The following is a 24,723-nucleotide window of genomic DNA, read 5'->3' on the forward strand; positions in this document are numbered from 1 at the left end:
CAGTGGCTCTTACCCGCTGAGGCCGCGCCGGTGGGTAAGAGCCGCACGAGGCCGGGCGGGCGTGAAGCCCTGGTAGGAGTTCCGCCGAGATCACGTCGGCTCGAACCAGAACGCGCGCGTTCTCAACGGCCCTGGAAATGGCCTCCTCTGAGGACGTCAGCCGGTTGCCGGACGGGGCACCTCGACGACGAAGAACAAGAAGCAGGGTTTGGCCGATAGGTCGCGGAAACCGTCGGGGAAGAGTTCACGGGCGGCCGGGTCGGGCTGCGGCTCGCTGATGGTGGAGAGGCGGAAGCCGGCGGTGGTGAAGGCATCGGTCATCGCGTGCAGCGGCTTGCGCCAGAACTTCATCGGGACGGTCCGACCGCCGAACGTCCAGTCGAAGGTATAGCTGGTGGTCGCGAAGTAGTCGGGCCGGGGTTCCCGGATCGTGTAGGCGACAAACGGGTGGTCCACCGAAGCGATCAGCCGGCCGCCGGGCCTGAGCACCCGCCGCAGCTCGGCGAGGGTCGGCCCCCAGTCCTCCAGGTAGTGCAGGACGAGCGAAGAGACCACGTCATCGAACGCGCCGTCGCCGAAGGGCAGTCGGTCGCGGAGGTCGACCTGGCGCAGGTCCGCGTCGTCGCCGAGCCGTCGCCTGGCCAGCGCCAGCATCTTGGCGCTGGCGTCGATTCCGGTGACGACGGCGCCGCGGTCGCGCAGTGCCGCGGACAGCGGGCCGGATCCGCAACCGGCGTCCAGGATCCGGCGGCCGGCCACGTCTCCGGCGAGGTCCAGCATCGCGGGCCGGGCGTAGTACGCGTTGACGAGGCTGCGTTCGTTCTCCGCCGAGTACGCCTCGGCGAAAGCGTCGTAGTCGTTCACCCGGGCCGCGTCCGCGGACCGGGTGAGGCGCTCGGGCACATCGGATATGCGTTCCATCGTCGCAGCTTAAAGCTGCCCGGCGGGTCGGGTGGCCGGTCCACGTGGCCGTCGTTCGGGCCCGTGTGGGGCGCGGTGATCCGGCGGACGCGGAGTGGGCTCGGCCGGGGGCCGGAATCCTGCGGTCCGTCCAGGCGGCCGTGGTTGCGGCACGATTCCCGCGCCTCGGGGCCATCGGGCCGACCGCCGGCGCCGCCGAAGTCGCGGCGGCCGGCCCACGGGTTCCGATCGGGCGCGCCATGCCCGTAGGAACGAGGCCGAACGAACCGTCGACGTCCTACCCGGGAGCCGAGCCGAAGCGGACGCCCATGGCTTGGGCGCCCGTGGGCGCGTCCCATGTAGCGCCGACACCGACGAGTTCGCCCCATTGCCCGCCGCATGATCCGCTGGCGTAGAGGAAGGCCGTGTCGGTCGTGTCGTTGGCGAATTTCACCGCACCCCCGGTGAGCGCAAGGCAGGTGTCGCTGGGCGGGTCCTGGCCCCGGACGGTCTGCCCTGACGGTGTGACGTAGGTGTAGATGCCGGACGCCGCTTGCGTGCTGCCCGCCGTCGCCGTCAGCAGCGCGAGCGCCGACGCTCCCGCCAGGACGGCGTTCCCGAGCCCTCGCCGCCCCCGTAGTGACCTCATAAGCCCTCCCCTGTCAGGCCGAACCCGGCACCTCAGTGGACGAAGCCAGCACAGCGCAGCCCGTCGGTCCTGGACAGAGCACGGACAACGCTTCACCCATAACAGGGAGGGCGGGCGCTTGAGTTCGAGACGGCAGCGATGCACGGATCAGTGCTGACCCATCGGACACATCCGAGTAGCTACAAGAACCGCCGGGCGTTCGGCGCCACCGCGCACTGAGCCGCGCCGCACAGGACGGGTGACGGATCACCCGCCGGTCAGGGAGAGGTCCCCGGACCGCCGCGTGCCGCACCGGGCGCGTGCGCCGGAGCCGAAGGTGATCACGAGTGAGATGCCGTGTCCCTGCTTCTTCGCCCACCGTCCGCGGCAGAGGCGACTGCCGCCGACGTCGGCGGAGCACAGCCCGAAGGCGGACTCGCCCGTCTGTGGGAGGACCACCTGCGCGCATCGTTCCCCGACGGCTTCCGCGGTGTGGACCGGGCCCGGGCCAGGTGGGTTTGGGCGCACGGGCCAGGGCGGGTGGGGGGGCGGAGGTTTCTGCCCCCCACCGGCGGAACCGGGCCGGGGTGGTTCACCGCCGCCGGGCAGGCGGTCGACCCGCAGGAGGATCGGCTTTATCTTCGGCCGATGCGACGTAAGACGGAAGCCCGCGATCGTTCCTCACCGGACCGGCAGACCACGACGCCTGCGGGCCACGCGGCGCAGGCCGCGGTGGCCGAGGTGAGTGCCGTCGTGGCGCGGGGGTTCGACGCCACCGATCACATGGTCAACCTGGAGTTGACCACCATGCCGCTGACCGGCGGATTCCCACCCCGCCGGCCGCTGGAGCAGCTCGCGGCCACCTCCCTGCCCGGTACGCACATCCGCGCCGTCACCCCGGTCAAACCGCCATGGCGCTGGATCGAACTCCTCCACGGCAGCCTGGAAACGACGGCCCCCCACCCCCGGACGGACCGCCACAGCTCGCTTGCGGAAACGAGCGCGCTGCGGGTGGCCCAGGCCATTGAGCGGCACCTGGGCGCGGTGAGGATCGCGGCCCGGATCGGCCTCGTCCACGAGGCATCGAGTCCGGCCTGGCAGCACGCCTACGCCCTGGTCACGGCCACCCACCTCGCCGGACTCCTCGTCACCGTCGAAGACTGAGTCCCACCTGCCTCGACCGTGCGGGTCGCACGGGGGAATCCCTTCCGCAGGGGCTGCGGCCGGGCTGCGGGATCACAGCCCGCGACGTGGAGGGCGCTGGTCCGGTCGCCGCGCGTCCTGCCGGACGGCGGTGATACAACTGCGCCATGACATACCGGTTCACCGCTCGCGCCGCCGGAGCGGAGGTCGATCCCGACGGCTGCTTCATCGAGGCCGGGCTCACGGAGGGCGAGGACGGCGACGGCTTCGTCCTGCTGTTCATGCGGGGCGAGGAAGTCCCCGACGAGCAGGAGGTCGCCCTGGGAATGGACACGCACTGCCTGGTCACCGCCGGTCAGGGGACCGCGTACGGGTGCGTGCGCGCGGCCGTCATGGAGGGCGGTGTCCTGCGCGTCTCGCTGGACCCCGACGCGCTGGAGAGCCTCGGGCTGGACGACGCCGAGATCGAAGCAGTCATCGAGGCTCCGGCCGGGGACGTCGCCCGGTTCCGCGAGACCTTGTCCCACGTCCTCGCCTACGGGCGCGCGGACGCCCGGCCCGCGCGGGTGGTGCTCTGACACGGCCCCCGTGACCCTCGACGAGTCCCCCGATCGGTCCGCTCGCCTCAACCGCGGCGACGGACCAGACGGTCCCGCTCTCGGACGGCACCACTCACAAACGTGACGTGCGCGGCAACTCGCCTTTTCCCGATGGCTGGTTCAAGGCGGTCGCCGTGTGCCCGGCTCCCTGCTGCGCGACCGTTCCACACGCGGCCCTACCAGGCGTCCCCATATCCTCGGAACCGCCGTACCCGCCCACCCGGAGGTATCCGATGTCCAGCTCAGACACACCGGACCAGCCCGTTCCGCAGGCCGACGCGGCGGCCGCGGCCCTGATGGGTCGCCTGACCGAGCAGCTCGGTAGCCGGGCCTCGGTGACAGCCGTCTTCGGCACCCCCGTCACCAGCGACGGAATCACCGTCATTCCGGTCGCCGAAGTCGCCTTCGGATTCGCCGGGGGCACGGGCACCGGAGCCGGAGCCGCCCACACCGGCGGGGGCGGAGTCGGCACCCGCCCGCGCGGCTACATCGAGATCAAAGACGGCACCGCCGCCTACAGACCCCTCCGGTCCCCCTGGGTGAACGTCGCCATACCGCTCGCCGCCGCCCTGGCAGGAACCGCCGCGCCCCTGCTCGTTCGCCGCCTCGCCAAGCACCGTCCTCGCTGAACAGCCGCAGCGGCGAACCCGGCGGCAACTCACCCTCGTCAGGCGACAGGCGTCGCCGCGGCCAGTCGCGCGATCTCGGCGGCGACGGCGGCCGGGTCGGGGGTGACGGTGGTGTGGGCGACGCCGTCGAGGTCCGGGTGGGTGCCGACGCGGACGCCGTGCCGCGCGTTGCGCAGCAGGTCGAGGTCGTTGATGTCGTTGCCGAAGGCGTTGTAGTGGTCGATGCCCAGCGAGGTCAGGGCCTCCCACTTGTTCGTGGCGCCCGGGGCGAAGTCGATGAGCGCCTCGTCGAGGTGGTGGTTGACCGTCATCCCGAGTCGGCGGCCGGTCTCGGCGAGGGCGGGCATGTCGGTCGCGTCGACCACGAGGAACTTCACGACGGCGGGGAGGTCGGCGAGGTCGACGCGACGGGCGAGGCGGCCCTGGTCGACGCGGCCGAGGATCGGGTGGTCGGCGGGCCCGGTGTAGGCGTAGTCCCACGGGCCGTCGGCGAGGTAGCCCGCCCGGAACCGGTCGGCCGCGGCCAGCAGTCCGCCGAGGGCACCGGCCTCGAACGCGGCCCGCGCCCGGACCCGGCCGTCGACGGAGACGAGGCTGCCGTTCCCGCCGATCAGCGTGGCGTCGGGGAAGGCCCCGCCGAGGACGGGCAGAAGGTCGCGGACCGGCCGGGCCGAGGCGAACACCAGGTCATGACCGGCGCGTTGGCAGCTCTCGATGGCGGCGAGGATCCGGCCGTCGATCGTCCTCCCGTCGAAACAGAGCGTGCCGTCGACGTCGAAGACCGTGGTGCGGGCGCTGTTGATCACGACGGGATCGTATCGAGCCGGTGCGGCGGACGGCCCACCACCCACCGGCCCACCGGCCGCCGAGTCACCGGCAGGTGAGGGGCGTCAACCTCATCCGCGCGGCCGGCACCGGAACCGTCCACACCCTGCTGACCCTGCCACCGGGACAGAGCGGCTCGTACCTGGCCGTCGCCGCCTTCGACGCGGGAGCGCGCGCCCCCCTCACCGACGGGCCCGCCGCCCGCCCGCGACGGGTCGGCCGTCGTCGCGGCGTGCCGCACCCTCGTGCCCGAACTCCCCCAGCTCAGCGCGGCCGAGGCCGCCCTCCTCGACGAGTGGCTGCGCCGCTGATCCACCGCCTCCGATTGCCCGCTGCCCGGTGACGAGCCGCGCCACACGGGCGGAAGGACGCCGGGAGAGGCACCCGGAAAGACACCGGCAAAGCAGCAGAGTTCCACCATGCACATGACCGTCCGCGCGCTATCCTGCTTCGCACTCGCCACCGTCTCCCCCGGGAGGATCACGTGCGTCACCCCAAACCCGTTGTCATGGCCTTGACTTGGCCCACGAGGTCCGCGTTCCCTCACGGCGGTGAGCGGGGGTGAGCGAGCGTCGGCCTCCGCAGACCGTCGAAGTGCCCCTGAACGACGGCCAGGACATCGTCCGCGTGCAGGTGAGCGAGGTGGACGAGAGCCTGATGCGGGTGGGGCGCGGGGGGCGCGTCGCGGCGCGGGCCGAGCAGTCGCTCAGGGACATGATGGGCGTGATCCGCCCGGTGGCCGACGCGTTCGTCGGGAGGTGCGGCGAGATAGCACGGCCACCGGACGAGGCCACTCTGGAGTTCGGTGTGTCCGTGTCGGCCGACGCGAAGGTGGCGATCGCCAGTGTCGTGGCGGACGCGAACTTCGCCGTCCGGCTGACCTGGAACGGCAGGAGCGACGGGGATCCGACCCCGGCCCCCGCCCCGGCCCCCGCCCCGGCCCCCGGTCAGGCGGGCTGACGATGCGGGCCGGCGTCCGCGCGGAGGTCTAGATGGCCGGCGGAGGCGGAACGCACGGCACCCAGGAGCCGGAGTCGGTCCTCGTGTCGGCGGTCGTCCGGGTGCGCGGACCGGACGGCGCGATCGGTGGCACCGGCTTCCTCGTCGCCCCGGATCTGGTCCTCACCTGCGCGCACGTGGTCTCCGACGCGCTGGACCTGCCCCGGGACGCCGAGGTGCCGGCCGGGGCGGAGGTCACCGTCGACCTGCCGCTGGCCGACGGTACGGGGAACCCGGGTCCGCCGGGCCGGGCCGAGGTGCAGCACTGGGTGCCGATCCGCACCGACCAGACCGGCGACGTGTCCCTCCTGCGGCTGCGGGCCGCGCTCCCCGGCGCGCGTCCGCTGCCGATGGCCGACGCCGAGAGCGTGTGGGACCACAAGGCGCGGGTCGTCGGCTTCACGCACGACCACCCGGACGGGGTCTGGACGCTGGGCAGGCTCCGTGGACCGACCGGCCGCGGCTGGGTGCAGCTCTCCCGCGCGGACGGCCAGACGGCACACGTCCAGGGGGGTTTCAGCGGCAGCCCGGTCTGGGACGACGACCTGGGCTCGGCCGTCGGCCTGGTGGTGGCGGCCCAGCCGGTGCGCGAGGCACAGCAGGTCTTCGTGACGCGCACCCGGGCCCTGATCCGCGAGATCCCCGAACTGGCCGCCGTACTGAGCCCGCCGGCGCCCTTCCGCGGGCTCGCCACTTTCCAAGAGGCGGACGCCGGCGACTTCTTCGGCCGTGAGGCGGACGTAGCGGAGGTGGTTGCCGCCCTCCAGGGCGAGAGGCCCGGCGTCACGGTCTACGGCCCTTCCGGATGCGGCAAGTCGTCGCTCGCGCTCGCCGGCGTGGTGCCTGAGTTACGCCGGGCCGGCTACGAGGTGCTGGTGATCGACGCCGGGCGCATCACGTCTCCTGCGGCGGCCCTCGCCACGGAGCTGTACGAGGCGGTGCGGTCCGGGCGCTACGGCGCGGCACGGGCGGACGACGCCGATCGGGTGGAGGGCCGGCTGCGGCGGCTGGGCGTCGTGGACGCCTTCCACCGGACCACGGGCCGCCAGGCAGCCCGGCTGCTTGTCGTCCTCGACCAGGCCGAGGCACTGCTGAACCGGCCGGACGCCGAGCTCGCCGAGGCCGTGGACCTGCTGTTCCCCGAGCGCCCGGCCGCGGGGCTGCGCGTCCTGGCCACCCTCCGCGCCGACTTCATGGACGCCGCGCTGAGTCATGAGCGCCTGGGCCCCGCACTGCGGCGCGGGGCGACCCTGCCCCTCACCCCCATGACCCGCGACCAGCTGCGCGAGGTGATCACCGAACCGCTCAAGAGGATCCCGGCCGTCACCTACGACCCCGGGCTCGACCGGCGCATTCTGGACGACGCGGGGAGCGAGCCGGGAATCCTGCCTTTGCTGGGCTTCGTCCTCGCGGAGTTGTGGGACCGGCGGTCCGCCGGGCGGCTGCGGACGGCGGCGTACGAGGAACTGGGCGGGGTCTCCGGCGCGCTCGTCCACCACGCGAGGAAGGCGTGGGACGCATGCGTGTCCTCTGGACCCCCGAGCGGCTCCCCGGGCTCCCCGACCCCGTCAAGCTCCAGCGGCGCGCCGACTCCCCTTGACCGCAAGGAAGAGGAAGCGGTGGCCCGGCGGCTGCTCACCGGCCTCGTACGGCTGCTGCCGGGCGGCGAGGCCCCGGTGCGGCGCGTCCTGACGCGTGAGGAGGCGGGCGAGCGGCGCTGGCGGCTCGCGCGAGCGCTCGCCGAGCGGCGGCTGCTGGTCCTGTCCGGCGGCGACGGGCAGCCGGAGAGCGCGGAGCTGGCCCACGAGGCGCTGATCACGGCATGGCCCGCGCTGGCGGACCAGGTGCGGGCCGACGCCGGCTTCCTCGCGGGCCGGGCCGAGCTGCGGCACGACCTGGAGCGCTGGCGGACGGCGGGCGAGCCGACCGACCTGCTGCCGGATGCCCCGCACCTGGCCGCGCTGGAGGAGAGACTGGGCGGCCGCGATGACGAACTTTCCGCAGAGGAACGGGGCTTCCTGACGCGAGCCCGCCGCCGGCGGCGGACGCGGCGGGCGCGGCTGCGTGCGGCATGGGTCGCGACGGCCCTGGTCCTGGCCCTGATCGCCGGGCTGGGCGTGTTCCTTGTGCAGGAGAGGAAGGTGAGCGCGCAGCGAGAAGCCGCCGGCACGTCACGTACCCTCGCCGCGCAGTCCGAGGAGCTGAAGGAGGGCAATCCGGGGCAGGCGGCCCTGGCCGCGCTCGCCGCGTACGAAGTCGCTCCGACGCAGGAGGCCCGCAGCGCGCTGCTGCGCCGGTACGAGGAGCTCAGGGACGCGAAGTGGGTGCTGACCGGGAGCCAGGGGGACATCACCGCCACGGCCATGAGCGTGGACGGCGGGGTGACGCTGGTGACGACGGCGGCCTACCGCGCGACCCTGTTCATCCGCACGCCCGAGGGGCGGGTACGGCAGGAGAACCTGCGCCTCCCTGCCAACGTCGTGTCCCCCGTGGTCAGCCGCGACGGGCGGCGGATCGCCTATGTGCGCGGCGCGGACGGCGTCGTCGTCTGGCATGAGGTGACAGCGTCGGCGGACCGGCTGGTCGGGCCGGCGCACCCGCTCCGGGGGGCGCTCACCAACCGCTCCCTGGCCGTTCAGCTCGGCATGAGCATCAAGATCATGGACTTCTCCCCTGACGGACGCCGGCTGGTCGGGATCCCGGCCTCGTCGTCGTCGCTGCCGACGCAGGTGTGGGACCTGGGGACGGGACGGCCCACCCCGCTCCCGGAACGGGCCGCTCACCTCACGAACGTATGGTTCGGAGCGGACGAGCGCACCTTGGTCGCCGTCCAGAGCCGCACGACGGACCCGAAGGGCACGCTGGTGTCGATCGACATCGGCTCCGGCACGGTGCGTGAGCTGGCCAAGGACATCGACATCTCGGGATTCGGAGTGTCGGGAGACGGCAGTGTGGCCGTCGTCTGCCACCGGGAGAAGGCCGATCCGCCGTCGTTCGGGGTGGCCCGCTACCAGGCGGTACGCGTGGCGGACGGACGGGCGCTGCGCGGCTACTCCGCCGGGGCGGACACCACGTGCCATGACACCGCGATCAGCCGACGGGGCGAGCGCTATGCCGTGTACACCACGTCGGGCGGGTGGGCTCTCGTCGACACGGTTCCCCAACAGGGCGACCCCGTACGGTTTTCCGGCCCGGTGTCCACCAACGGCATGGCCTACCTACCCCTCCTGGGGACCGCCGACCGTCCCGTCCTCGTGTCCAGCGGCAAGAACGGGGTGACGGCATCGGCGCCGGCGAAGGACACCGGAGGGACCGCCTACGGTCTTCCGCACTTGCTGGGCGACGGGAGCGAGATGGTGGTCCGCGTGGGCGCCGACGGCAGGAGCCTCCGCGTCGTCGCGACGGAGGACGAATGGCGCGTCCTGGCGGAGGCGAAAGTCGGGACCGCCGCGACACCGCCGGACAAGGCCCAGGATCTCCAGGTCAACAAGGCGCAGACCCTGGTGGCGGATGTGTCGGACCGGAACCGGATCACGGTCCGGTCCCTGCCCTCGCTGCGCCGGGTGGCCGAATTCACCACGGCCCGGCTGCCGGCCGGGCAAGAGCGACCGGAGCTTCTCCAATTCCGCTTCCTCGACGACGAACGGCTCGTGACGGTCTCCGGAACGACCGTCGAGGAGTGGGACGCCCGGCGCGGCCGCCGCCTGTCGCGGCCGCTCGACCTGCGCGACCTGCGGCTGACGACCCAGGACCATCCGTTCTACGGCGTCGGCCGCCACCGCGAGCCGGGCTATGTGGCGGTCACCGTGGGCGGCCAACCGGACGTACACGCCGTCGATCTGCGCACGGGAAAGGAGAACCGCGACCTCCGTATCCGTCTCGGGGACGAACTCAACACGGCCGTGTTCCTGGCTGACTCCCGCTACTTGGCGGAGATGACCAAGGGTGGGATGGTGGAACTCTGGTCGGCGCCGCCGGGAAGCCGGCCGCGGAGAACGGTGGGCCCGATCGGGCCCTTGAGCCCGGACCAATGGGCGGCCGGCCTTTTCGGGCGGACCGGCTTCTTCCTGGCCAACGCGGCCTATGTGCGCTTCCTCCAGGCGGACGACCCGGAATTCCGGGACACGTACGAATTCACGCAGAAACAGATCTTCCTGGCGGCCGGCGACAGCGGAAAGGCACTGCTGCGGGGCGGCCGCGGAGGCGACATGAACCTGCTCCGCCTCGACCCCGCCCTCTGGAAGCGCCACCTGTGCGAGGTCCTCGGCCGTGACCTCACCGAAGACGAGCGGAGTGGCCTGCCTCCCGGGCTGCCCGCCCTGTGCCGGCCCACGGCGTGACGGGCGTGTGGCCGACGTGTTCGCGGAGCGCCGCCCGGGCGCCCCTGGACGCCCGGGCGGCGTGATGGGATGGCCGTATGAGTCTCAGACAGGCGTTCCCCCCACCCCGTACCGCGTCCCGCCCGAAGGCCGGAACGCCGTGAGCGCCCACCGGGAGCCGCCGGAGCCCGGCGCCGTCCCCTTCGACCCCGAACTGGCCACGGTGCTCGACTCCTTGAGCGAGGAGGCGAAGGAGCCGGTCACCCCGGAGAACCTCGCGGCCCGGCAGGCGCGGGACGCCGCCACCCGGCCGCGGCCGACGGTCGAGGAGTTGAGCGCGGGCGGCCTCTTCGAGGTGGCGGAGCTGTCCGTACCGGGACCGCCGGGCGGCCCGGACGTCACGCTGGTGAGCGCGCGGCCGGCGTCCGCCTCGGCCGGGCCCCTGCCGCTCCTCTACTACCTGCACGGCGGCGGGCTGATCGCGGGCAACGCGTGGTCCGTGCTCCCCCGCGTCCTCCGGGACTGGGCGCTTCCGCTGGGGCTGGCGGTCGTCTCGGCCGAGTACCGGCTGGCGCCCGGGGCGCGGTACCCGGAACCGCTGGAGGACTGCTACGCCGGTCTGGTCTGGGCGGCCGCGCACGCGGACGGACTCGGCGTCGACCCGGACCGCGTCGTCATCGGGGGCAAGAGCGCCGGCGGCGGTCTCGCCGCGGCCCTCGCCCTGCTGACCCGCGACCGCGGCGGCCCCCGGCCGCTGGGCCAGCTCCTGCTGTGCCCGATGCTCGACGACCGCGCCGCCACCTTCTCCGGCCGCCACCTGTCCGTCCCGGGGGCCCTGGACCGCACCTCCGGCGCCACGTCGTGGCGGGCCTACCTGGGCGACCTCCACGGCACCGCGGACGTCCCGCCGTACGCGGCCCCCGCCCGCGCCACGGACCTCTCCGGGCTCCCGCCGGCCTATGTCGACGCCGGATCGGCCGAGATGTTCCGCGACGAGTGCGTGGCCTACGCGAACGCCCTCTGGCAGGCGGGCGGCCGGGCCGAACTCCACGTCTGGCCCGGCGCGTACCACGGCTTCGACACCGTCGCCCCGCAGGCGGCGCTCAGCCGCGCCGCCCTCGCCGCCCGCACCGACTGGCTGCGGCGGCTCCTCGCCCGGCCGGGGCGGTGAGCACGACGGGAGCGACGGCCGACGGGGACGCTCCGCGCGGTCACGCGGCCGGTTCCGGCGCGGTTCGTGGTGTCACCCGGTCGCGGCGCGGGAGCAGCGGGGGCGTGGCCAGGATGAGCAGTCCGGCGACCGTCAGGGCGGTGCGCGGGCCGGTGGCGGTGGCGAGGAGGCCGCCGAGGGCGGTGCAGAGCGCGGTGGACGCCTGCTGGCCGACCGACCAGGCCGTCAGGGTGCGGGCGACGAGGTGCTTGGGGGTGCGTTCGAGCCGGTAGGTGGCGAGCACCGGGGTGTAGAGGCTCATGTTGACGACGATCGCCAGCTCCACGGCGATGACGGTGACCAGGCCGACGACACCGGGCCGGACGAAGGCCAGGCCGATCAGCCAGACGGCGCGCAGGGTGCCGGCGGTCCGGAAGACCGCGGGCCGGCCGAAGCGGGCCACGGCGCGGCGGGCCAGCCGCGAACCGACGAGGCCGCCGAGGCAGGGGAGGGCGAAGGCGAGGCCGTACTGCCAGGGCGGGAACTCCAGCCGCCGGAGGAGGAGTACGGCCAGCAGCGGCTCGGTGGCCATGATCAGACCCGAGACGAGGATCTGGTTGAGGTAGAGGGCCCGCAGGGCGGGGTCGCCGAGGAGGTGCCGCCAGCCGTCAAGCAACGCGCCCGCCCGGAGCGGCCGCGCACCGGCCGGTCGCGGTCGCGGGTCCTCCTCCCGGCCGCGGATCGCGGCGATGCCCAGCGCGGAGAGCAGATAGCTCAGGGCATCGGCCGCCACGGTCACGACCGGCCCGAACAGGCCGGTCGCGGCCCCGCCCAGCGGCGGCCCGACGGCGATGGAGCTCCAGTTCGTGGACTCGAAGCGGGCGTTGGCCACGAGCAGGTCGTCCGGCGGGACCAGGGCCTTCAAAAAGGCGCCACCGGCCGCGTTGAACGCGATCTTCGCCGCGGCCACCACGGCCGAGACCACGAGCAGGTGGACGAAACCGAGCAGCCCGAAGGCGTAGGCGACCGGGATCGTCGCCATGGCCGCGCACCGGACCAGGTCCATCGCGACCATGACCGGGCGTTTGCGCCGGAACTCCACCCACGGCGCGAGCGGCAGCGCGACCAGCGCGCCCATCGCGGGTCCGACGGCGGACAGCGCCGCCACCTCGGCGGGGCTCGCGTGCAACGCCAGCACGGCGATCAGCGGCAACGCCCCGAACCCCAGCCCGGACCCGTACGCGCTCACCGCGTACGCCGCCCAGAGCCGGCCGAAATCCCGGCCCAGCCGTCTCCTCCCGACCATGCCCAGCGCCCTCCCGACACGTCACCGCCACAAATCCGCGTTGTCCGGGACAGCCAAGCGAGCGCCACGGTGGCCGGTCAAACAACCATCTCCCTCATCCGGCACAACCTTTCGTTGTTCACTACGCTCGGCCGGCATGGACCTCGAAGCCGTACGCACCTTCGCCGCCGTCGTGGAAGCGGGCCAGTTCCAGAAGGCCGCCGCCGACCTGTCGGTCACCCAGCAGGCCGTCTCCAAGCGCATCGCCGCGCTGGAGCGCGACCTCGGCGTACGGCTGTTCACCCGCACGCCGCGCGGGGTCGAGCCGACCATCGACGGGCAGGCGTTCCTGCCCCACGCACGCGACCTGCTGCGCGTCGCCGAACGCGCGGTCGCGTCCGTGCGCACCGACCGCCGTCCCCTCCGCGTCGACGTGATCAACTCGCGCGGCGCGGCGTCCGGACTGCTGCGCGATTTCCACCGCGCGTACCCGGAGACCGAGCTCGACGTGGTGATGCTGCTCGACATCGAGACGGCCGTCGCCGCCCTCCGCTCCGGCGCGATCGACGCGACCTTCCGGGCCGTCGCCGCGCCCGGCCGGCCGTTCCCCGAGGACATCGCGTCCGTCCGGGTCCTCGACGAGCCGCTGGAGCTGCTCACCGGCCCCGACCACGCGCTGGCGGACGCCCGTTCGGTGCGCGTCGCGCGGCTCGCCGGGCACCGGATCTGGATGCCCGGGATCGTTCCCGGCAGCGAATGGGCCGCCTATTACGACGATCTCGTCGCCGAGTTCGGTCTGACGATCGAGGCGACCGGGCCCAACTTCGGCTCCGACGCGCTCCTCGACACCGTCGCCGACACCCCGGCCCTGGCCACCTTCATGGGCGGTCACACACGCCTCGTCTGGCCCGCGGGCCACGGCCTGCGCCGCATCCCCGTCACCGACCCCACACCCGTCTACCCCCACTCGCTCCTCTGGCACCGCGACAACCCCCACCCGGCCCTGCCCGCCCTCCGCGCCCACCTCGCCGGCGCGACGGCCGGACACGACGCGGCGGGGACATGGCGGCCGGACTGGGTGATTCCGCGCTGAACGGCGGCATTCGCCCCGGCGTCATTCGTCGCCCTGTGACCGGCCACGACCGTCCGGGAGCGGGGCGTCGGCCCACCGGGGACATCGCCCGAGCGGCCGGGGAGCCGGACGGCGTCCATACTGGGCACCGTCCGCGACGGTCGGCTGCCGGGCCGCCGGGCCGGCCGGGTGGCCGGGGCGACCAGCCCCCGTCCCGTTCCCCCTCCGCCCCCGGGAGCACGTCATGAGGATCTACCTGACCAGCGTTTTCGTCGACGACCAGGAGAAGGCCCACCGCTTCTACACCGACGTGCTGGGGTTCGTGACGAAGCACGACGTCCCGGTCGGCGGTACGGACCGGTGGCTGACCGTCGTCTCGCCGGAGAACCCCGACGGGACCGAACTCCTGCTCGAACCCTCCGGGCACCCCGCGGTGAGGCCGTACAGGGAGGCGCTGCTCGCGGACGGGATCCCGGCCATCGCCTTCGCGGTGGACGACGTCCGGGCCGAGTACGAGCGGCTGCGCGCGCTGGGGGCGCGGTTCACGCAGGAGCCGGTGGAGATGGGGCCGGAGGTGACGGCGGTGCTGGACGACACCTGCGGGAACCTGATCCAGCTCGCCCAGTCGGTGTAGAGACCGCCGCCTCGTTCCGGCAGCCGCCGCCTCGTCCGCGCACCCCGGCGGCCCGTTCGCGCGCCCGACACCCCTTTCGCGCGCCCCGGCTGCCCTGCCGTCCGCGCCGGGAAGCGGGTGCGCCTGGCGCGGACGGCCGGCAGCACCGCCCGTACCGCCCCCGTCGGCCGCTCAGCCCGCGGTCCGTCCCTGGAACGTACGGCGGTACGCGGCGGGCGAGACGCCGATGGCGGCGGCCAGGTGCTGGCGCAGCGACGAGGCGCTGCCGAACCCGGCCTGCTCGGCGACCCGGTCCACCGGCAGATCGCTGGACTCCAGCAGCCGGCGGGCGAGTTCGAGCCGCTGGGCGGTGAGCCACTGGCCGGGGGTCTGGCCGGTCTCGGCGAGGAACCGGCGGCTGAAGGTGCGCACGCTCATGCCCGCCTGGGCGGCCAACTCGCCCAGCCTGATGGGCCGGTGGAGCCGGCGGAGGGCCCACGCGCGGGCCGCGGCGGCATCGTTGCCGGTCGCGTCGGGGACGGGCCGGGCGATGTACTGGGCCTGTCCGCCGTCGCGCCAAGGAGGGACGACGCACAGGCGGGCGACCTGGTTGGCGATCTCGCTGCCGTGGTCGCGGCGGATCAGGTGCAGGCAGAGGTCCATACCGGCGGCGGCGCCGGCCGAGGTGAGTACGTCGCCGTCGTCCACGTAGAGCACATCGCGATCGAGCGCGGTCCGCGGGTACAGGCCGCGGAAGCGCTCGGCGTACGCCCAGTGCGTGGTGGCGGGCCGGTCGTCGAGCAGCCCGGCGGCGGCGAGCACGAAGGAGGCCGTGCAGATCGACACCAGGCGGGTGCCGGGCCGGACCCGGCCCAGGGCGGCGGCCACCGGCTCGGGGAGCGGGTCGGTGACGCGGGCCGGGTCGTCGACGGGCGCCACGATCAGGGTGTCGGCGGTGGCGATGACGCTCGCGTCGTGCTCGACGGCGATCGAGAAGTCCTCGCCGGTACGCACCGGCCGGCCGTCCGGGGTGCAGGTGAGGACCTCGTAGAGCCGTTCGCCGTCCGGACCGCGGGCGAGGCCGAACGCCTTGCCGGGGATGCCGAGTTCGAAGGGGACGACGCCCGGGAGGGCGAAGACGACGACGCGGTGCATGGCGGGGCGCATGGCCGGATTCTCTCACTTGTTGGCAATCTGGCCACTCGTTTCGCGGACCGGGCGGCATCAGGCTGTCGATCGATCGCGAACGAGAGGGGAGCTGATCCGATGACGGCGAGGATGACGGCCGTGGCCTTCGCGGAGCCGGGCGGGCCGGAGGTGCTGAAGGCCGTGGAACGGGAGCGGCCGGTACCCGGCCCGGCGGAGGTCCTGGTCAGGGTGCACGCGGCCGGCGTCAACCCGGTGGACTGGAAGACCCGGGCGGCCGGTGCCCTGTTCCTCCCCGGCGACGGCGTCGTGGGCTGGGACGTCTCGGGTGTGGTGGAGGCCGTCGGCCTCGGCGTGACGCTCTTCCGGCCGGGCGACGAGGTGTACGGCATGCCGGGCTTCCCCCGGATGGTCGGCGGCTACGCCGAGTACGTGGCCGCCCCGGCACGCCACTTCGCCCCCAAACCGGCCGGGCTCGACCATGTGCACGCGGCGGCCCTGCCGCTGGCCGCGCTCACGGCCTGGCAGGCCCTGGTGGACATGGCGGCCCTGAAGGCGGGGCAGCGCGTCCTGGTGCACGCCGCGGCGGGTGGCGTGGGGCACCTGGCGGTGCAGATCGCCAAGGCGTACGGCGCGTACGTCATCGGCACGGCCAGTGCGGGCAAGCACGCGTTCGTGCGGGGGCTGGGCGCGGACGAGGTGATCGACTACACGGCGGTCGACTTCGCCTCGGTGGTCTCCGACGTGGACGTGGTGATCGACCCGATCTCCGGGGACTACCAGGAGCGCTCGCTGTCGGTGCTGCGGGACGGTGGCACGCTGGTCACCCTCTCGGCCCGCCAGACCGAGGCGCTCACCTCGGCCGCGACCGCGCGCTCCATCCGGTCGGGCTTCATGCTGGTCGAGCCCGACCGGCGAGCACTGCTGGCCATCACGGAATTGGCCGCGAACGGCAGGCTGAGGGCGCACGTTGACGCCGTCTTCCCGCTGGCGGACGCCGCGAGGGCGCATGAGCTCGGTGAAACGGGAAGGACCACCGGGAAGTTGGTGCTCACCGTCGATCCGCTCGATCGGCGCGATGGGTTTGATGCGCTTGATGGACTTGATGGGCTTGATCCGCTCGATTCGCGACCGCCGCGGCCCGCCGGGTGAGCGCCTCACCCGATTCCTCCCGCGAGGCACCGGCGGGCATCGCCGGAACCCGTCGAACGTCTACCAAAGAGGTCACTCGTCGTGGCAAGCAGTCAGCAAACAGTCACCCCGCCGGCAGTGGCCGCGAAGGCCGGTGCCATTCCGTGGATGACGATGTCGGTCGTCTTGGCCGCCCTGTTCATGGCCGTCCTGGACTCCTTTATCGTCGTCGTCGCCGGCCCCTCGATCGAGGCGGATCTGCGTGCCTCCGCCGGCGACGTCCAGTGGGTCCTGGCCGGTTACCAGTTGAGTTACGCGGTTCTCATCATCACCGCCACTCGGCTGGCCGATCTGTACGGCCGCAAGCGGATGTTCCTTCTCGGGGTGGCCCTGTTCACTCTGGCGTCGGTCGCTTGCGCGCTGTCGCCGAATGCCGGAGCCCTTATCGCTTCGCGTGTCATTCAGGGGCTGGGGGCGGCCCTGATGGTTCCCCAGGTCTTCGCCTATGTCACGGTGCTTGTGCCCGCGGCGAGGCGGCACAGCGTGTACGGGGTGCTCGGTGTCGTCATGGGTATGGCCACCATCGGCGGTCAGCTCATCGGCGGACTGCTGATCGGCGCCGATCTCTTCGGCTCCGGCTGGCGCATGGTGTTCTGGGTGAACGTGCCGCTCGGAATCGCGCTGTTCCTGCTCGCCGTGCGCCATGTGCCGACGACCGGCTCGGCCGCCGCCCGCAGGCTGGACATCCCCGGCGTTCTGGCGCTCAGTGCGGCCCTGTTCCTCCTGGTGCTCCCGCTGATCCAGGGTCAGGAGGCGGGCTGGCCGTGGTGGGTCTGGGCGTGTTTCGCGGGCAGTGCCGCCGCGTTCGTCCTGTTCGCCGTGATCGAGAGGGGCGTCGAGCGGCGGGGCGGGGATCCGCTCGTACCGCCGGCGCTGTTCGGGCAGCGTTCGTTCTCGCTCGGGATCGTTCTCGTCCTCGCCCTGTACGCGCTGATCTACTCGTACTACCTGGTCCTGTCGATAACGATGCAGCAGGGTCTCGGTATGTCGGCGCTCGGTGCCGGACTCGTCTACGCGCCGGCGGCCACCGCGTTCTTCGTGTTCAGCATGGTGGCGAGCCGGACCATCCCGAAGTACGGCCGGCGCGTCCTGGAGATCGGCGCGGTGATCCTGGCCGGCGGTTATCTGTCGACGGGCCTGTTGCTGGTGTCCGGCCCCCGGATCACTCCGCTCCTGGTGATACCCACCCTTGTGCTGCAGAGCGTCGGCGGCGGACTGGTCATCACTCCGGCGCTCAACACCGTGCTGAGCCGCGTCCGGCCGGAGTCGGCCGGTGTCGCGTCGGGGGTCCTGTCCACGGCCCAGCAGTGCGGCGGGGCGCTGGGTGTCGCCGTGATCGGAGCGCTCTTCTTCGGTTCGTTCCATCCCGCGACGGCCGGCAGGGTCGCGGCCGCCGGCCATGCCTTCGCCGTCGCGTCCTTCGGAGTGTTCGCCATCGCCGTCGTCGCGGGCATCGTCGTCTTCCTGCTGCCCAAGAACCCGTCGTGACGTCATGAGTGTGCGGACGCGGTCGTGAAACACCCGTCTGACGCGGCCGATGCCGGCCATGGCCCGTAAAGGCATGGCCGGCATCGAGGGCGGCCCGGAGAACGCGAACCGCATTCCGCCGAAAGGCGACGGCATTCAATACTCCGGGCCGTCGATCCGCCTGCGGATCAGAGGATCTCAATGGAGTTGACCTTGGGCGGGCGGTTCGGGAAGGTGATTTCGTGCCAACGCTCGATTTTCACCGAGTCACCGTTGGCGTCGTTGTAGACCAGGTCGTTGTTGCCGGTGGAGATCTTGTCGACCCACCACCCGCCGAAGTCGGTCTTCCCGCGGTTGGCGTAGCAGTCCACGCTCTGCTTTCCGCCGCTGTGCGACCAGATCTTCAGGAAGTTCTCCCCGCCGCGGCAGGCGACATGGTCGATGGCGTAGGCATTGCCGGCCGGGACGACCGCGGTCAACGCGGCGGCGGCCGCGAAGGCCACGGCCGCGGAAGTCGCGGACTTTTTCACTTTCGACAGCACTGGCAGGCTCTCCTTCTTCGCATGACGAACCGGGAGTTCGCTGGATGCCGGACAAGCGTTTTCACGACGCCTTCCCTTGCGCAAGGCCGTCGCGTCATCTCGTCGCGCGCTTGCATATCGACGGTCCCCCGAGACGCCTGTACATAGCAACCTTCAATTTCCGCACTGACCGGAACCCACCCCTCCGCTGGCCGGATCGCTACGCCGACTCCGCCGTACCGCGACAGGACGCGGCGACGGAAGCGCCGCCGCCGACGGGCCGTTCGGCCTGTTCCACGCCCGGCTCGCACCTATCCACGCGGAGGGCCGCGCCGAGGCCCCGCGGCCGGAGGAGCGCGGAGGGACGACCGCCACCTGACCGACGTCGCGACAGGTCCCCCGGAGATCGGTACCGTCGGGCCGGTCGGCTACTTCGGCCTCACCATGGGCACCGCGATCGGCGTACCGCCGGCGGTGGCCGATCCGCGGATCACCGCCGCGGTGTTCGGCCTCTTCCGGGCCGACTCCCTGGCCGAGCCGGCCAGGGACCTCACCATCCCGATCGAGTTCGTCATGCAGCGGGACGACGAGCGCGTCCCGTGCGAGTCCGCTCTCACGCTGTTCGACGCCTTCGGCTCGCGGGACAAGACGCAGCGCGCCAACGCGGGCCGGCACAAGGAGGTGACCCGGTTCGAGGCCGACAGCGCGGTGCGTTTCCTCGCACGGCCTGGGCGGGGTCGTGGCGTCGCCGGTGCGGGTGGCGGTGTGAGGTGAGCGGTGTCGGCGTCCGGTCCGTCGGGCGGGCGGGCGCCGATACCGCGGTGTTTCCGGCGTTCCGGGTTACTTCAGCAGGGAGTTGACGGTGCTCGACAGGCCGGCGGTGGCGGACTGACCCGTGCTGTTCGCCGTGTCCTTGGCGCTCGTCACCGCCCCGGGCTCGGGCGTCGACGCCGAGGACGACTGCGCGGCGGACGCCTCCTCCGGCGTCATCGACGAGCCGCCGGACGCCTTGGGGTCGTACTGGTAGGTGTCGGTGACCTTGTGCTCCTGCGTCAGCTTCCCGGGAGCCGGCGACACCACCAGCACCGGGTACCCGTCGTCACCGTCGTGGTGGTGATGGTGGTGGTCGTCGGCCAGGGCGGCGGGGGCCAGGCCCAGCACCGCCGTTCCGACGGCGGCGGCCACCACCGTGGCCATGAGACGACTGCGCAGCGATGCCATGACGTTCACTCCACTCTCGTTGAAGGAACACGCCCGCTGCCGGCACATGGGCAACTCCCGTACCGGCAGCAGGATTCCCGCAGAGCATCGCATTCCCGCGCCACCCGGCACAGGTGCCAGCGGCGTACGGAACGGCGCCCCGCGCCTTGTCGCTTCGTAGGAAGAATCCAGGGCGCCGGGCGCGGCGTTCCCTCAGGGAGCGATGGGGAGTCGGCGCTTGTGGTCGGTCAGGCGGTAGCGGCGGACGATCGTGTCGAAGGCGCGCTCCCCGACCGGCTTGCCCTCCAGGAAGTCGTCGATGTCGTCGTACGTGACACCGAGCGCGTCCTCGTCGGCCTTGCCCGGGTCGAGGGTCTCCAGGTCGGCCGTGGGGGTCTTCCAGACCAGTTCGGCGGGGGCGCCCAGGGCGTCCGCGACGGCGCGTACCCGGCGCTTGGTGAGGCCGGTCAGCGGGACGAGGTCGGCGGCGCCGTCGCCGTACTTCGTGAAGAAGCCGGAGACCGCCTCGGCGGCGTGGTCGGTGCCGACGACCAGGCCCTCGTGCGCGCCCGCCACCGCGTACTGGGCGATCATGCGCTGCCGGGCCTTGATGTTGCCGTGCACGAAGTCCTGGTGGTGCGCGTCGCGGAAGCGGGTGCCGGCGGCGAGCGCGGCCTCCAGCGCGGCGTCGCCGGCGGGCTTGACGTCGACGGTCAGCACGTGGTCGGCGCGGATGAAGGAGAGGGCGAGCTGGGCGTCGTGCTCGTCGGCCTGGACGCCGTAAGGCAGCCGCATCGCGTAGAAGTGGGCCTCGTGGCCGGTGGCGCGGGCCCGCTCAACCGCGAGCTGGCAGAGCCGGCCGGCGGTGGTGGAGTCGACGCCCCCGCTGATGCCGAGGACGAGGGAGCGCAGGCCGGTGGAGGTCAGCCGCTCGGCGAGGAAGGCCACCCGGCGCTCGATCTCCCGCTCGGCGTCGAAGTCCTCGGCGACCTGGAGTTCCCGGGCTATCTCCTGCTGCAGGGCGATGGACGCCGGCTCGCTCACGTCTGCTCCTTGGTGCGTGCGGTTCGCGTGGTGCTGTCCCGCCACCCTACCCAGTGGGGATGCGAGAGCCCTGCCCTCGCCGCCGGCCGGCGGCGGGGGCAGGGCCTCTGCGCGGGTGGTCCGCCGGAGGTCAGCCGGTCAGCTTCGCCGACTTGCGACGCGCGGTCCAGACCGCCGCCCCGCCCGCGAGGACGAGCGCCGCGGCGCTGCCGACCAGGGGGCCGGTGGGGGTGTCGTTACCGGTGTGGGCGAGGGAGTCGTCCGTGCCGGTGCCGGTGCCCGTACCGGTCCCCGTGCCCGTACCCGACGAGTTGCCGGTGCCGCTCGTGCCGGTGCCGTCGGTGTTCGTGCCGGTCGAGTCGTCGTCGAGCCTGGCGTCCTTGTTGACCGCGATCTTCGCGGTCACCGGATCGAGGCCGTCACCCCTGTTGAGGGTGACACCCGAGAGGGCGAGGGCCTTCTTCCCGTCCTCGGTGAGAGCGGTCTGCACCATGTTGAGCGTGACGACGCCGTTGGTGGCCGCGAGGGAGTCCTTGTACAGGGAGAGGTCCGCCAGCGCGATCTCCTTGTCGGACAGGCCGGGGGCGGCCTTCCCGTCCTCCTTCCTGGTGACGTGGGCCAGCAGCTGCCCCTTGTTGCCGTCCGCGCTGATCCGGAACTTGGAGAGCGTGAGTTCCACGCTCTTGCCGTTCGGGTGGGCGGTGAAGCGCACCGTCCCCTTGAACGTGGCGTCGAGCTTGGGCTTCGCCGCGTCGTAGCTTCCCGTCGCCTTGGTGAAGCGGAAGCCGCCCGTGCTCTGCTGCTCGGCGCCGTCCGAGACCTCGATCTTCCCGCCGGACGACGTGCCGGTGACGGCGCCGCGGAACGCCTGCGAGACGCCCCAGTCCAGGCGGCCGTCGTAGACCGTGGAGTCCGCGGCCAGTTGCTTCGGCTGCTCGGTGCTGCTGCCGGTCGTCCCCGGCGTCTCCGAGCTCCCGGTGCCGCCCGTCGCCCCCGGGGACGCGGAGGAGCCGCCGGTCTCCTCGGCGCCTCCCTTCGGGTCGCCCGTCTCCGGAATGAGCGACTCCTCCTCCGGGCCCTCGACCTTGCCGTCGTCGACGCCCTCGGGCTTGGGCTCGGAGGACGGGGTCTCCTTCGGAGCGGGGGTCCCCTTCGCGTCGGAGGTCTTCTCCGGCTCAGGGGTCTTCTTCGTGTCGGACGGCTTCTTCGTGTCGGAGGTCTGCTTCGGCTCGGAGGGTTCCTTCGGCTTCGGCTCGGGCGTGGGCTTCTTGCTGGGTATCGGGGCGGGCTCGCGGTCGTCCGGGAGCGGGAGCGGTTCGCCCTGCTTCGCCGAGAGGGAGAGGCCGTCGAGGGACGCCCCGGCCTTGTAGACGGAGTGCTTCTTGTAGGTGAGCGCCTTGGCACCGTCGGCCGTCAGGGTCGCGGGGACCTTGGCGAGTGCCGGGACGTCGTTCTTGGCGCCGGCCTTGGCGTCGTTCCCGGCCTGCTCCTTGCTGTCCTTGGCGTCCTTGTCGGCCTTCCTTTCGGCCTTCTTGTCGCTCTTCTCCGCCTTGTCCGCCTTATCCGGCTCGGCGTCCTTCCCCGCCGGCTCCGCCTTCGCCAGGTCGAGCGTGGCGAGGGTGACGTCGTCGCGGGTTTTGCCGGACGTCGTGACGTCGGCGGTGACGCGGCCCTTCTCGCCCTCGCCGATCACCTTGAGGTCGCTGAACTTGACGTCCAGCCCCCAGTGCTTCTTCTTCCCCTCGCCCTTGGCGTGGCCCAGGAAGCGGACGCTGCCCTTGAAAGCGGTGGTGAAGGAGTGCTTCTCGCGGTCGTAGGTGCCCTTGCCGCCGGAGAAGGTGAAGGCACCGTTGCCGTCCGCCTGTTCGGCGCCGTCGGCGACGCGGATGGTGCCGTCGGCCTCCTCGCCCGTGACGTACTGGCGGAACGATTCCTTGACGCCCCAGGTGAGGGTGGCGTCCTTGAGCAGGAACCCGGTCGGCTGCTTGGCCGCCGCGTCCGGCTCCTCACCGGCGGCTCGGGCGGGCAGGGTGAGCACGGTGGCCCCGAGGGCGATCGCCGTGGCGACGGCGGCGGTGAACGCCGTCCGTCTCTGAGTTACGGCCATGTGTCAACTCTCCTTAGGGGTAGTGCGGCCGGTGCCTGCCGGCACATGAAAGGTAGTCAGTCGAATGGATGCGCGGAAAGCGGAAAAGGGTCCCTCGCACGGCACATGAGTCATCACACGAGTCGCCGGCCGCGTCGCGCGCACCACCGGACGACTCTCCCGCCCCTGTCCGAGGTGGCCGGATTCGTCCCCTATCCGCCCGGCGGCTCGCCGACGCCCGGCGGAGCCGGCCGCCCGGGTACGCACACCCGCACGGACCCCGGCGCGGGCACCGGCGCGCGCATCGGCTCACGTCCGGGCTCCGCGCCGCGACCACAGCGGCTCCCCCGCGCTCCCGCGAAGGGAAGCGCGGCACGGGACAGGAGGGAGGACACCCGGCCGCCCTGATCACGTCGGCCCCCGCCCGTAACAGAAGCGACCCGACGGACTCAAGTGATCGATCTGCCGAGCGGGGCGAGATTTTGCCGCATGAGAGCAGGATCACGTGCACTTTGGGGAACGACTCAGGCAAGCCTCAGATAAGTTAGGTCGGCCTTATTAGAGGCGCTTTTTCAGCCACACCTCCTCCCCTTGTGACGGAGATGTGACGAAAAGGCAGGTATTCCGACTTCCGAGCACGCCTGGAGCCCGTATGCGAGCCCTCCGCTCCTCCGCTGTCACCGTCGTCGCCACGGCGGCGGCCCTGGCCGTCGTCTCCGGCTGCGCAGAGAAGTCGGACGCCGGTGACTCCGACGCGATCAACGTGACCGCCTCCGACGACAAGTGCGAGGTCTCGAAGACCTCGTTCCCCGCCGGCCACGTGAAGATCAATATCCAGAACAAGGGCTCCAAGATCACCGAGGTGTACGTCTACGCCGCGGACGACCGGATCGTCACCGAGCGCGAGAACATCGGCCCGGGCACCAAGACCGAGATCACCGCGACGGTCAAGAAGGCCGGTGACTACGAGATCGCCTGCAAGCCCGGCATGAAGGGCGACGGAATCCGGCAGAAGATCACCGTCACCGGCGGCGACGGCAAGGAGAAGAAGACCGACCCGGCGCTCGACAAGGCCGTCGCGGAGTACCGCAAGTACGTCCAGGAGCAGGCCGACGCGACACTTCCGCTCGCGCAGAAGTTCGTCGACGCCGTCAAGGCGGGCGACCTCGACGCGGCGAAAAAGGCGTACGCCCCGTCGCGCCTCGGCTGGGAGCGGACCGAGCCCGTCGCCGAGTCCTTCGGTGACATCGACCCCAAGGTCGACGTCCGCGAGGACGGCCTGGAGAAGGGCCGGAAGTGGACCGGCTGGCACAAGCTGGAGAAGTCGCTCTGGGACGGCAAGAAGATCACTGACGAGGACAAGGCCCTCGCCGACCAGCTGATGAAGGACCTCCAGGGCTGGCAGAAGCGCGTCGGCACCGCCGAGATCACGCCGACCAGCATGGCGAACGGCGCCAAGGAGCTCCTCGACGAGGTCTACCGGAACAAGATCACCGGTGAGGAAGAGCGCTACAGCCACACCGACCTGATCGACTTCGACGGCAACGTGCAGGGCGCCGAGAAGGCGTACGAGCTGCTGAAGCCGGTCGCCGGCAAGCAGGACGCGGCGCTCGTCCAGGAACTGGACAAGCAGTTCGCGGCCGTGAAGAAGTCCCTCGACGACTACCGCGACGGGGACTCCTTCAAGTCCTACGACACGGTCGGCAAGGACGACCGCAAGAAGCTGTCCGACGTCGTCAACGCCCTCTCCGAGCCGCTGTCCAAGCTCGCCGGCGCCGTCGCGAAGTAATCGGGGGAACGTGCGATGAGCGACGTGAAGAAGAACGAGACGACTTCCGGCGACCGGGCCGAGAAGCCCACGGAAGCGAAGACGGACGCGAAGACGGGCCCGGAGGTGGGCCCGGAG

Annotated in this window: 22 protein-coding genes; 12 read left to right on the forward strand and 10 right to left on the reverse strand. The window is 72.2% G+C overall.

The features are described from left to right. Positions 1-156: 156 nt before the first annotated feature. The 3 genes from J7W19_RS09155 to J7W19_RS09165 form a co-directional block, all read right to left on the reverse strand. Positions 157-921 carry a class I SAM-dependent methyltransferase gene (locus J7W19_RS09155; RefSeq protein WP_004938805.1) on the reverse strand — a complete coding sequence of 255 codons (765 nt, stop codon included), beginning with the start codon at positions 919-921 and terminating at the stop codon, positions 157-159. A 277-nt stretch (positions 922-1,198) separates the two neighbouring features. After that, positions 1,199-1,549, reverse strand: coding sequence for a hypothetical protein (locus tag J7W19_RS09160; protein ID WP_004938808.1), 351 nt, complete (start codon positions 1,547-1,549; stop codon positions 1,199-1,201). A gap of 246 nt (positions 1,550-1,795) precedes the next feature. Further along, on the reverse strand, positions 1,796-1,987 hold the full coding sequence (locus J7W19_RS09165) for a hypothetical protein (protein WP_004938811.1): 192 nt from the start codon (positions 1,985-1,987) through the stop codon (positions 1,796-1,798). A gap of 189 nt (positions 1,988-2,176) precedes the next feature. Here J7W19_RS09165 and J7W19_RS09170 point away from each other — a divergent pair, with 189 nt between their 5' ends. From J7W19_RS09170 to J7W19_RS09180, 3 genes are all read left to right on the forward strand, one after another. Next, positions 2,177-2,692 (forward strand): hypothetical protein, encoded by a 516-nt coding sequence (locus tag J7W19_RS09170; RefSeq protein ID WP_158688716.1) that lies wholly within the window; start codon positions 2,177-2,179, stop codon positions 2,690-2,692. 146 nt (positions 2,693-2,838) lie between these two features. Beyond that, complete coding sequence (locus tag J7W19_RS09175) at positions 2,839-3,249, forward strand: Imm10 family immunity protein (RefSeq protein WP_004938814.1); 411 nt, start codon at positions 2,839-2,841, stop codon at positions 3,247-3,249. A gap of 254 nt (positions 3,250-3,503) precedes the next feature. Next, a complete protein-coding gene (locus tag J7W19_RS09180) occupies positions 3,504-3,899 on the forward strand; it encodes a spore germination protein GerW family protein (protein WP_004938818.1) in 396 nt (131 codons plus the stop codon). Positions 3,900-3,937: 38 nt separating this feature from the next. Here J7W19_RS09180 and J7W19_RS09185 read toward each other — a convergent pair whose 3' ends face one another. Continuing rightward, entirely contained in the window at positions 3,938-4,705 is a 768-nt protein-coding gene (locus J7W19_RS09185) for an HAD hydrolase family protein (protein ID WP_004938820.1), read from the reverse strand. A gap of 580 nt (positions 4,706-5,285) precedes the next feature. On the opposite strand from J7W19_RS09185, the gene J7W19_RS09190 reads away from it, so the two are divergent. The 3 genes from J7W19_RS09190 (at position 5,286) to J7W19_RS09200 (ending at position 11,213) form a co-directional block, all read left to right on the forward strand. Further along, positions 5,286-5,684 carry a CU044_2847 family protein gene (locus tag J7W19_RS09190; protein WP_004938823.1) on the forward strand — a complete coding sequence of 133 codons (399 nt, stop codon included), beginning with the start codon at positions 5,286-5,288 and terminating at the stop codon, positions 5,682-5,684. Between the two features lie 32 nt (positions 5,685-5,716). Beyond that, positions 5,717-10,063, forward strand: coding sequence for a serine protease (locus tag J7W19_RS09195; protein ID WP_004938827.1), 4,347 nt, complete (start codon positions 5,717-5,719; stop codon positions 10,061-10,063). Between the two features lie 139 nt (positions 10,064-10,202). After that, a complete protein-coding gene (locus J7W19_RS09200; RefSeq protein ID WP_004938830.1) occupies positions 10,203-11,213 on the forward strand; it encodes an alpha/beta hydrolase fold domain-containing protein in 1,011 nt (336 codons plus the stop codon). A gap of 40 nt (positions 11,214-11,253) precedes the next feature. Here the strand turns inward: J7W19_RS09200 and J7W19_RS09205 are convergent, their stop codons facing one another. Then, positions 11,254-12,498, reverse strand: a complete 1,245-nt coding sequence (locus J7W19_RS09205) for an MFS transporter (protein ID WP_004938832.1) — start codon at positions 12,496-12,498, stop codon at positions 11,254-11,256. A 136-nt stretch (positions 12,499-12,634) separates the two neighbouring features. Here J7W19_RS09205 and J7W19_RS09210 point away from each other — a divergent pair, with 136 nt between their 5' ends. Both J7W19_RS09210 and J7W19_RS09215 read left to right on the forward strand, forming a co-directional pair. Continuing rightward, positions 12,635-13,570 (forward strand): LysR family transcriptional regulator, encoded by a 936-nt coding sequence (locus tag J7W19_RS09210; RefSeq protein WP_004938835.1) that lies wholly within the window; start codon positions 12,635-12,637, stop codon positions 13,568-13,570. Between the two features lie 223 nt (positions 13,571-13,793). Then, entirely contained in the window at positions 13,794-14,183 is a 390-nt protein-coding gene (locus J7W19_RS09215) for a VOC family protein (RefSeq protein ID WP_004938839.1), read from the forward strand. Positions 14,184-14,354: 171 nt separating this feature from the next. On the opposite strand, the gene J7W19_RS09220 is transcribed toward J7W19_RS09215, so the two are convergent. Beyond that, positions 14,355-15,329, reverse strand: coding sequence for a GlxA family transcriptional regulator (locus J7W19_RS09220; RefSeq protein ID WP_004938842.1), 975 nt, complete (start codon positions 15,327-15,329; stop codon positions 14,355-14,357). A 99-nt stretch (positions 15,330-15,428) separates the two neighbouring features. On the opposite strand from J7W19_RS09220, the gene J7W19_RS09225 reads away from it, so the two are divergent. Together J7W19_RS09225 and J7W19_RS09230 are read left to right on the forward strand one after the other, a co-directional pair. Further along, the gene (locus J7W19_RS09225; RefSeq protein ID WP_004938845.1) at positions 15,429-16,460 is read left to right on the forward strand and encodes an NADP-dependent oxidoreductase; all 1,032 of its coding nucleotides are present in this window, start codon (positions 15,429-15,431) and stop codon (positions 16,458-16,460) included. 117 nt (positions 16,461-16,577) lie between these two features. After that, a complete protein-coding gene (locus J7W19_RS09230; protein ID WP_004938849.1) occupies positions 16,578-17,987 on the forward strand; it encodes an MFS transporter in 1,410 nt (469 codons plus the stop codon). A 167-nt stretch (positions 17,988-18,154) separates the two neighbouring features. Here the strand turns inward: J7W19_RS09230 and J7W19_RS09235 are convergent, their stop codons facing one another. Then, positions 18,155-18,508: a beta/gamma crystallin domain-containing protein gene (locus J7W19_RS09235; RefSeq protein ID WP_040887532.1), complete on the reverse strand. Its 354-nt coding sequence runs from the start codon at positions 18,506-18,508 to the stop codon at positions 18,155-18,157. Positions 18,509-18,931: 423 nt separating this feature from the next. Between J7W19_RS09235 and J7W19_RS09240 the strand changes: the two genes are divergently transcribed. Beyond that, positions 18,932-19,261, forward strand: a complete 330-nt coding sequence (locus tag J7W19_RS09240; RefSeq protein WP_004938857.1) for a hypothetical protein — start codon at positions 18,932-18,934, stop codon at positions 19,259-19,261. 66 nt (positions 19,262-19,327) lie between these two features. On the opposite strand, the gene J7W19_RS09245 is transcribed toward J7W19_RS09240, so the two are convergent. From J7W19_RS09245 to J7W19_RS09255, 3 genes are all read right to left on the reverse strand, one after another. Then, positions 19,328-19,708, reverse strand: a complete 381-nt coding sequence (locus J7W19_RS09245) for a hypothetical protein (RefSeq protein WP_106429489.1) — start codon at positions 19,706-19,708, stop codon at positions 19,328-19,330. A 192-nt stretch (positions 19,709-19,900) separates the two neighbouring features. Then, positions 19,901-20,731 (reverse strand): ammonia-dependent NAD(+) synthetase, encoded by an 831-nt coding sequence (nadE, locus tag J7W19_RS09250; protein ID WP_004938865.1) that lies wholly within the window; start codon positions 20,729-20,731, stop codon positions 19,901-19,903. A 130-nt stretch (positions 20,732-20,861) separates the two neighbouring features. Continuing rightward, the gene (locus J7W19_RS09255) at positions 20,862-22,838 is read right to left on the reverse strand and encodes an HtaA domain-containing protein (protein WP_004938868.1); all 1,977 of its coding nucleotides are present in this window, start codon (positions 22,836-22,838) and stop codon (positions 20,862-20,864) included. A gap of 631 nt (positions 22,839-23,469) precedes the next feature. Between J7W19_RS09255 and efeO the strand changes: the two genes are divergently transcribed. Further along, positions 23,470-24,606 carry an iron uptake system protein EfeO gene (gene efeO, locus J7W19_RS09260; RefSeq protein ID WP_004938870.1) on the forward strand — a complete coding sequence of 379 codons (1,137 nt, stop codon included), beginning with the start codon at positions 23,470-23,472 and terminating at the stop codon, positions 24,604-24,606. Positions 24,607-24,723 lie beyond the last annotated feature (117 nt).

This window comes from Streptomyces mobaraensis NBRC 13819 = DSM 40847 (assembly GCF_017916255.1).
GTDB classification, from domain to species: domain Bacteria; phylum Actinomycetota; class Actinomycetes; order Streptomycetales; family Streptomycetaceae; genus Streptomyces; species Streptomyces mobaraensis.

Coding starts and splice junctions, on each gene's coding strand:
- J7W19_RS09205 (WP_004938832.1), bottom strand. CDS start 12,498: ATGGTCGGGAGGAGACGGCTGGGCCGGGATTTCGGCCGGCTCTGGGCG.
- J7W19_RS09215 (WP_004938839.1), top strand. CDS start 13,794: ATGAGGATCTACCTGACCAGCGTTTTCGTCGACGACCAGGAGAAGGCC.
- J7W19_RS09210 (WP_004938835.1), top strand. CDS start 12,635: ATGGACCTCGAAGCCGTACGCACCTTCGCCGCCGTCGTGGAAGCGGGC.
- J7W19_RS09225 (WP_004938845.1), top strand. CDS start 15,429: ATGACGGCGAGGATGACGGCCGTGGCCTTCGCGGAGCCGGGCGGGCCG.
- J7W19_RS09170 (WP_158688716.1), top strand. CDS start 2,177: ATGCGACGTAAGACGGAAGCCCGCGATCGTTCCTCACCGGACCGGCAG.
- J7W19_RS09255 (WP_004938868.1), bottom strand. CDS start 22,838: ATGGCCGTAACTCAGAGACGGACGGCGTTCACCGCCGCCGTCGCCACG.
- J7W19_RS09220 (WP_004938842.1), bottom strand. CDS start 15,329: ATGCGCCCCGCCATGCACCGCGTCGTCGTCTTCGCCCTCCCGGGCGTC.
- J7W19_RS09160 (WP_004938808.1), bottom strand. CDS start 1,549: ATGAGGTCACTACGGGGGCGGCGAGGGCTCGGGAACGCCGTCCTGGCG.
- J7W19_RS09155 (WP_004938805.1), bottom strand. CDS start 921: ATGGAACGCATATCCGATGTGCCCGAGCGCCTCACCCGGTCCGCGGAC.
- J7W19_RS09180 (WP_004938818.1), top strand. CDS start 3,504: ATGTCCAGCTCAGACACACCGGACCAGCCCGTTCCGCAGGCCGACGCG.
- efeO (WP_004938870.1), top strand. CDS start 23,470: ATGCGAGCCCTCCGCTCCTCCGCTGTCACCGTCGTCGCCACGGCGGCG.
- J7W19_RS09240 (WP_004938857.1), top strand. CDS start 18,932: ATGGGCACCGCGATCGGCGTACCGCCGGCGGTGGCCGATCCGCGGATC.
- J7W19_RS09245 (WP_106429489.1), bottom strand. CDS start 19,708: ATGGCATCGCTGCGCAGTCGTCTCATGGCCACGGTGGTGGCCGCCGCC.
- J7W19_RS09175 (WP_004938814.1), top strand. CDS start 2,839: ATGACATACCGGTTCACCGCTCGCGCCGCCGGAGCGGAGGTCGATCCC.
- J7W19_RS09195 (WP_004938827.1), top strand. CDS start 5,717: ATGGCCGGCGGAGGCGGAACGCACGGCACCCAGGAGCCGGAGTCGGTC.